Origin of the sequence: Lutibacter sp., assembly GCF_046055765.1 — a bacterium.
Lineage (GTDB): Bacteria > Bacteroidota > Bacteroidia > Flavobacteriales > Flavobacteriaceae > Lutibacter.
This window is the reverse complement of record NZ_JASFZF010000041.1, coordinates 1-7,806: the sequence shown is the minus strand read 5'-3', so window position 1 is coordinate 7,806 and position 7,806 is coordinate 1. Positions and strand designations below refer to the sequence as shown.

Genomic DNA, 7,806 nt, shown 5'->3' with positions numbered 1-7,806 from the left:
GTGGGCAATGAGGGATTCGAACCCCCGACCCCCTCGGTGTAAACGAGGTGCTCTGAACCAACTGAGCTAATTGCCCTAAGCGGATGCAAATATATAACTAGAATTTGTATTACACAAAGCTTTTTAATAAAAAATTAGTTTATTTTTTAAAATTCAATTAGAATAGGATTCTCCTTAATTTGCATTAATTTTAAACATAAAAAAACTCTGAACCAATTGGTTCAGAGTCAATATATTAATTAAGCTTTATTTTGAAAGCTCAGGAACATTCGTTAGTATAAAATCTCCATGTCCTGAAAATATTTTACTATATTCTTTAAAAAATTCCTTTCTTTTATCAGCATCTGGCCAATGTTCTTTAACTAATTTAGTATCTTCTTCAAATATTTTTTCAATATCTGCAAAATTTTCAACTACAAAAACTTCAACCGCATCAAGGCTATTTGATCCCCAACGGTGTCTATGCGTATAATATCCCTTTATATATGAATTTTTCATAGTCACATTTTCAAAGTATTCTTTAAACCCTTTACCTCCATCACCCGACTGATTTACTTTTACATAAAAAATCATTGGTTCTTTAGACTCTGTGGTATAATCTTTTTGAAATGGTAATGAAGTATATATTTCATCACTATGCATAGGACCGTAATAACTACCTTGTTTTTTGAAAAAAGCTTTTCTTTCATCCTCATCTGGCCAACCTTCATTTACTAATTTAGTTGTCACTCCATTAGCTTTATCAATATCTTCCCAAGATTTATAAACCGAAACTAATTTAACTTCAGAATCATCTGGAGTGAAATAATGAAAATAAAAACCCGATCCAATAATTAAATCATTTTTAATAGTTACTTTATCAAAGTATTCCTGCTCTGTTTTTAGCCAATCTGAATAATCAACATCTGGATCAGAACTTCTATGAGCTGTTGTTACAGTTATATAAACTGGTTTAAACTCTTCTTTTGTATCTTCTTGAGCAATTGTTCTTGTTGTAAACATAAAGGCAAGCACAAGCATTGCCAACAATAGTTTTTTTATTGTTTTCATAAAAATATTTTTAGTTAGTGTTAAATAGGTATAGTAAATCTTAAAACAATTAAATATAATGTTGTTTGGAGTGAAAATTTCCTATATATAAAATAGGATTGATTAGTAGTACTTCAATTTAATTATGAGGTAATAAGTTAGCAATTTAAAGGATATTTATTGCTATAAAGCTCTGTATATTAACTTGTTAATTTTTACTAATATAATAATATTAATAGGATAAAAAAATTATTCTTTCAAAAAAAGAAGGTTTATTTTATTAATTCAACAGATAATTTAGTCTTTTATAAAACTTCAGCAACCACAAAAGTACTACCTCCAATAAAAATTAAATCTTCGTTATTTGCTGACTTTAGAGCACCTTTGTAAGCGTCATTTACAGAGTTATATCTATTTCCAACCAAGTTAAATTTACAGCAAGTTGCTTGTAACTCACTTTCATTTAGTCCACGAGGAATATTTGGCTTACAAAAATAGTACGTTGCTTTTTTTGGAAATAATGGCAAAATTGAGTTTAAATTTTTATCATTCACAACACCTAAAACAATATGTAGTTTATTGTAAGGTTCTTGCTTTAATTGTTCAAAAACATAACTTAAACCTTCTTTATTATGTCCTGTATCGCAAATTACTTTTGGTTTTTTATTTAAAAGTTGCCACCGTCCTAAAAGCCCTGTATTTTCAACTACATTATTGAAACCTTTTTGAATGTTTCCTTCAGAAATAATTAAACCCTGCTGAATTAAAACATGTATAGTTTGAAGTGCCGTTTTTATATTTTTTATTTGATAAATTCCTTTTAAATCTGATTGATAATTCTCATCAATTATAGAAGAAGCCAAAAATATAGGGGCACCATTTTCTTCAGCAATTGCTTTAAAAACTGAATAGGTTACCTCTTGAAATTCACCTATAACAACGGGAATTTTATTTTTTATAATCCCTGCCTTTTCAAAGGCAATTTCAGGTAAAGTTTCTCCTAAAAACTGCGTGTGGTCTAATCCAATGTTTGTTATTACTGAAACTTCTGGAGAGATAATATTGGTTGAATCTAATCTACCTCCTAATCCAACTTCAATCACAGCAATATCAACTTCATGTTTTGCAAAACAACTAAAAGCTAAACCAACTGTCATTTCAAAAAATGAAGGTTTATATTTCTTTAAAAATTGGTTATTATCAGTTATAAATTCAACTACTTCATTTTTAGAAATTAGTTCTCCATTTATTTTAATTCGTTCTCTAAAATCTTTTAAATGAGGCGAAGTGTACAACCCAACTTTATAACCGGCTTCTTGTAGTACTGAAGAAATCATATGACTTGTTGAACCTTTTCCATTAGTCCCAGCAACATGTATTGATTTAAATTGCTTTTCTGGATAGTTCAAATGCTTCGAAAAAGCTAAGCTATTAGTTAAATCCTTTTTAAATGCTGTTTTACCTTGTCTTTGAAACATTGGCAACTGTGCAAACATCCATTCGAGAGTTTCTGTATAATTCATTAAAATTATTGAGATAATGAAAATCTATATTTTATAGTTCCAACTTGTTTTGAAGGCGCTTTTTTATCTGGCTGCCACTTTGTTTTTAAAGCAGCTTCTTTAGCTTGTGACAATAAACATTGTGCTGTATTTGTTGAACCTTTTACACCTGCTGTTGCTTTTATAACTTTACCATTTACATCAACTTCAATACTAACCACTACCAAACCTTCTTCATTACAAATATAATTAGGTTTTGGACGACTTAATGGTTTTCTATTTCCTAAATTATAATCTCCTGTACCTCCTCCACCTCCATTTCCATAATACCCACTGGCATTTAGGTCTCCATTTTCGCTCCCTTTATCACCCAGTTTAGCATCGTTTCCTTCTCCTTTGGTTACAGTTCCATTTGAATTATTTATACCTCCAATTAAAGCGTCTAATTTTTTTCTCTTTGCTTCTTCTTCAGATTTCTGTTTTGCAATTGCTTCTTGTTTTAACCTTTCTATTCTTGCTTCCTCATCGGCTTTATTTTTAGCCTCTTTTTCCTTTTGAATAGCGATGGCATCTTCAGTATTTTGAGTAATTACTTCTTCTTTTACTGAAGGTGAACTTTCAGAAATTTCTTCTATAACTTCTTCTTGTTTTTCTACTATTTTTTGTGGTGCGGACTTTAAAAGTTCAGTAGGTTGTATATTCCCTTTACCAAAATTGGTTGTTCCAAAATTAATCGCAATGCCATATTCTTCTGGAGGATCTAAATAAGTCATCCCAAAGAAAAAAATTGATACCAATAACAAACTCATTATTATACTAGTTAAAGTTGCTGATATTCTTTTATGTTTTGTATTTAAAAAACTAAACATTTTATTTTGGTCTAACGGCTAATATTACTTTATATCTGTTACGGTTTGCGATATCCATAATTTTAACTACTTTTTCAATAGGCACTCCTACTTCAGCTCTTAAAACTATGGTTGGACTTTCTTTCTTTGATAATAATGATAACAAATCTTGTTCCAGTTTAGACTCATTTACTTTTTTATTATCTATATAATAACTTAAGTTTTTAGTAATACTAACTGAAACTGATTTTTTGTTTTCAGTTTTTCCACTTGCTTTTGGTAATAATATATCTAAAGCACTTGTTGTTACCAATGTTGAAGTTATCATAAAAAATATGAGTAGCAAAAAAACAATGTCTGTCATTGACGACATATTAAAATTTGGATTTATTTTATTTCTACCTCTAATATCCATATTCTAATTTTTGTTGAATAGTTTAATTGTTTAGCTATATCTGTTAATGTTTTGTGAATGTATAATTAAACATTTAAACAAATCCTCATTTTCTATATTGGTTCGTTTAATAAATCTAAAAATTCCACCGATTTAGCTTCCATTTCGTACACAACTTTATTGGTTCTAACTACCAAATGATTGTATTGAATGTATGAAATAATCCCAACAATAAGTCCGGCAACAGTTGTTGTCATTGCTGTGTATAAACCATCCGACAACATTTTAATATCTATTTGACCTCCTGCATTTGCTATTTCGTGAATAGCCACAATCATTCCTATTACAGTTCCTAAAAACCCAATCATTGGAGCTGCACCAGCAATAGTTGCCAACACACTCACATTTTTTTCAAGCTTGTAAATTTCTAGTCTACCTGCATTTTCAATTGCTGTATTTATATCGGCTAAAGGTTTACCAATTCTTGAAATTCCTTTCTCAATTAAACGTGAAGCTGGTGAATTAGCTTGGGCACATAAAACTTTAGCTGCATCTAACTTTCCATGAGAAATATGATCTCTAATCTGATTCATAAAATTACTATCGGTTTTTGATGCTGCTTTTATCGTAAAAAATCGTTCAAAATAAATATACAATGCCACTGCTAGCAAAACAACCAATAATGCAATAATAATTTGTCCTCCTAAACCACCATCCATAATTAGTTTATAAATAGAAAGTGTTTTCTCTTCAGATATTGTTTCACTTAAAGCTTCTGTTGAATCCTGTAAAATAGTTAATGCCATAAATTAAATTATATTTTTCTTAAACGGAATTAGATGATGAAAATTGTTTAGAGTTTATATATAAAAAAACCCGAGAAATTTCTCGGGTTTATTTTTTTTTTAAAAAGTCCTTAAAAACATAAAAGCAATGGCGCCAACAACAAACCCTGTAGCTGCCAACCATGTAATATTTTTAAAATACCAAAAGAAATTAATTTTTTCCATTCCCATTGCTACAACACCTGCAGCAGAACCAATTATTAGCATGCTTCCACCAGTACCTGCAGAGTATGCTACAAAATGCCATAAATGACTATCTAAAGGTTCTTGGAACATTCCCATACTTGCTGCAACTAATGGCACATTATCAATTACTGCTGATCCAGCACCTAAAAGCATAACGACTATATCTGAATTTGGTATAATAGCCTCTAATCCCTTAGCACCTAAAAACAACATCCCTAAAGATTCTAAAGCTGCAACCGCCATTAAAATACCAAAGAAAAATAATACACTTGGCATTTCTATTCTCGATAACGATTTATGAACCGGACTATGAAAACCAACTACATCATCTCCTTCATTTTCTAAAATATTTGAAATACTAAATTGTGATCTACTATAAATTTCGGCAAAAACACCTACAAACGATAAAGATAGCATCATACCAACATAAGGTGGTAAATGTGTCACAGTTTTAAAAATTGGAACAAACAATATTGATCCCAAACCTAAATACAACATGATAGGTCCATATTTATTATCAGAATTTTCACTTTCTACAACAATATTTGCAATATTTCCTTTAAAAGGTTTCATAAATGAAGCTATAAATGTAGGCACAGCCATACATAATAATGAAGGTATAATTAAATATTCTATTAATTTGGCTGAAGTAACTTTTTTACCAATCCAAAGCATCGTGGTTGTAACATCTCCTATTGGTGACCAAGCACCACCTGCATTTGCAGCAATTATTATAATCCCTGCAAACCACAAACGAGTATTTCTATCATTTATAATTTTTTGAAGAATAGTAATTAATACTATTGTAGCTGTTAAGTTATCAATAATTGCAGAAAGTGTAAATGCTAAAATAGCAAAAATCCATAATAGCTTTTTCTTGTTTTTAGTTTTTATATAGTTTTTAAATGTTGCAAAACCATCAAAATAATCTATAATTTCAACAATAGTCATAGCTCCTAATAAGAAAAATAAGATTTCAGCTGTTTTCCCTAAATGATGCAATAACGTTTCTTCTAATAAATGATGTTTTTCATCAATAGAGAAACTAGAAAACCCTTCTACTAATTTATGTGCTCCAGAATCAAACCAATTTGGAAAAGTTTCTATTCCAAAAGCTACTAATGCCCATAAAATAGACATCATGGCTAATGCTGGAATAAGCTTATCTAATTTTAAGTTGTGCTCTAAAGCAATTGCTAAATATCCTACTATAAATATTAAAATAATGAGTGTTTCCATATTATGCTAAAAATTAAATTAGTTGTTTTAGTGCTATTTCAAAAGCGGTTTTACATATATTTTGTTTACTTGTACTTTTCTTATATATATTTTCTAATGCATTTTTAATTGTAGTTGATGTATCATCAAAAATTGATGCATCTTTCATTGGTAATTTCACTTTAGATTCCATTAAATATGCAAAAACTCTTGCTATTCCACAGTTTGAAATAAAATCTGGTAACAAACTTACTTTTTTATCAGTGAATTCCATAATTGGTCCAAAGAATATTTCTTTATCCGCAAAAGGGACATTGGCTCCTGGAGAAATTACTTCTAAACCAGCATCAATCATTTTAGTTACTTGATCCTTTGTTACTAATCTTGAAGCCGCCGCTGGAACAAATATTTCAGCGGGTAAATTCCAAATTCTAGTATTCATTTTATCAAATGAAATTAAATTTGGTGCATTTAACTTATTCCCATCTTTTTGTAAAAATAAGGTCGTTATTTCATCCATCGTAAAACCATCCTCGTTAATTAAACCACCAACGCTATCAATGATTCCTACAACTTTTGCTCCTAATTGAGTTAAATAATAAGCTGTTGCAGAACCAACATTTCCAAAACCTTGTACTATAGCTTTTTTACCTTTTATAGAACCACCATAAATGTTATAATAATGATTTACAGCTTCAGCAACTCCATAACCTGTTAACATATCCGCAACCGTATACTTACGTTCTAAATCAGGTGAGTATTTTTTATCAACTATTACTTTAACAACTCCAAACCTAAGTTGACCAATTCTATTAATTTTTTGAGCTTCAGTAGGTTTAAAATGCCCATTAAAAACACCTTCTTGTGGATGCCAAACACCACAATTTTCTGTCATTGGAATTACGTCATTAATTTCATCTACATTTAAATCTCCTCCTGTACCATAATAGTATTTTAACAAAGGGGTAACTGCTTTATACCAGCGACTTAAAACTTCATTTTTTCTTGGATCATTTGGATCAAAATTTATTCCTGATTTTGCACCTCCAATTGCCGGTCCTGAAACAGTAAATTTTACCTCCATTGTTTTCGCTAATGAAAGTACTTCGTTCATATCTAACCCTTTACGCATTCTTGTACCACCACCTGCTGCACCACCTCTTAACGAATTTATTACAGTCCAACCTTCTGCTTCACTTTCTGGATCTTGCCAATGAAATACAATTTCCGGTTTTTTATTTTCATACTTTTTTAATAATTCTTTCATCTTAATTTTCAAATAATAAATGTGTTATTAATTACTTTTTACAACTCTTTTTCACTCTATTTTAAACTAAACAAATTCAAAGCTATAATTGTGTCATAATTCAATTTTTGATTGATATTTAAAGATTTTTCAATTCCAACAAATATACTAAATTCATCTACTTACACTAACTTTTTATCTTACAAATATTAAAAATATAGCGTATTTATACCTATTGTAAAAAAATGGTATTTGAATAATTATATTTTATATATTTAATAAAAATTCACTTAAAAAAGCATTATATTTGAATAAAATTTAACCTTTATTTAAAACTGTTATTAATTATGGATTTTAACTTAACTGAGGAGCAAATAATGATACGTGACGCAGCTCGTGATTTTGCTCAAATTGAACTTCTACCTGGAGTAATAGAACGAGATGAAAAACAACAATTTCCTACTGAACAAATAAAAAAAATGGGAGAGCTTGGTTTTTTAGGAATGATGGTTGACCCAAAATATGGTGGAAGTGGTTT

8 protein-coding genes and 1 tRNA gene are annotated in these 7,806 nt (G+C 29.6%); 1 reads left to right on the top strand and 8 read right to left on the bottom strand.

What is annotated here, in order from left to right; all coding sequences use genetic code 11:
* Position 1: 1 nt before the first annotated feature.
* The 8 genes from QM495_RS05215 to QM495_RS05180 all read right to left on the bottom strand — a co-directional run bounded on the left by QM495_RS05215 (position 2) and on the right by QM495_RS05180 (position 7,289).
* Positions 2-76 (bottom strand) — tRNA-Val (locus QM495_RS05215).
* Positions 77-246: 170 nt separating this feature from the next.
* Positions 247-1,050 (bottom strand): hypothetical protein, encoded by an 804-nt coding sequence (locus tag QM495_RS05210; RefSeq protein ID WP_408671055.1) that lies wholly within the window; start codon positions 1,048-1,050, stop codon positions 247-249.
* Between the two features lie 284 nt (positions 1,051-1,334).
* Positions 1,335-2,552, bottom strand: coding sequence for a bifunctional folylpolyglutamate synthase/dihydrofolate synthase (locus QM495_RS05205; RefSeq protein WP_408671054.1), 1,218 nt, complete (start codon positions 2,550-2,552; stop codon positions 1,335-1,337).
* Between the two features lie 5 nt (positions 2,553-2,557).
* Positions 2,558-3,400: an energy transducer TonB gene (locus QM495_RS05200; RefSeq protein WP_408671053.1), complete on the bottom strand. Its 843-nt coding sequence runs from the start codon at positions 3,398-3,400 to the stop codon at positions 2,558-2,560.
* A 1-nt stretch (position 3,401) separates the two neighbouring features.
* On the bottom strand, positions 3,402-3,794 hold the full coding sequence (locus QM495_RS05195; RefSeq protein ID WP_408671052.1) for an ExbD/TolR family protein: 393 nt from the start codon (positions 3,792-3,794) through the stop codon (positions 3,402-3,404).
* Between the two features lie 92 nt (positions 3,795-3,886).
* Complete coding sequence (locus tag QM495_RS05190; protein ID WP_408671051.1) at positions 3,887-4,579, bottom strand: MotA/TolQ/ExbB proton channel family protein; 693 nt, start codon at positions 4,577-4,579, stop codon at positions 3,887-3,889.
* A gap of 99 nt (positions 4,580-4,678) precedes the next feature.
* Positions 4,679-6,043 carry a sodium:proton antiporter NhaD gene (nhaD, locus tag QM495_RS05185; protein WP_408671050.1) on the bottom strand — a complete coding sequence of 455 codons (1,365 nt, stop codon included), beginning with the start codon at positions 6,041-6,043 and terminating at the stop codon, positions 4,679-4,681.
* A gap of 13 nt (positions 6,044-6,056) precedes the next feature.
* The gene (locus QM495_RS05180) at positions 6,057-7,289 is read right to left on the bottom strand and encodes a Glu/Leu/Phe/Val dehydrogenase dimerization domain-containing protein (protein WP_408671049.1); all 1,233 of its coding nucleotides are present in this window, start codon (positions 7,287-7,289) and stop codon (positions 6,057-6,059) included.
* A gap of 326 nt (positions 7,290-7,615) precedes the next feature.
* Between QM495_RS05180 and QM495_RS05175 the strand changes: the two genes are divergently transcribed.
* Positions 7,616-7,806, top strand: a 191-nt coding sequence (locus QM495_RS05175) for an acyl-CoA dehydrogenase family protein (RefSeq protein ID WP_408671048.1), incomplete at its 3' end; no start/stop codon positions are given.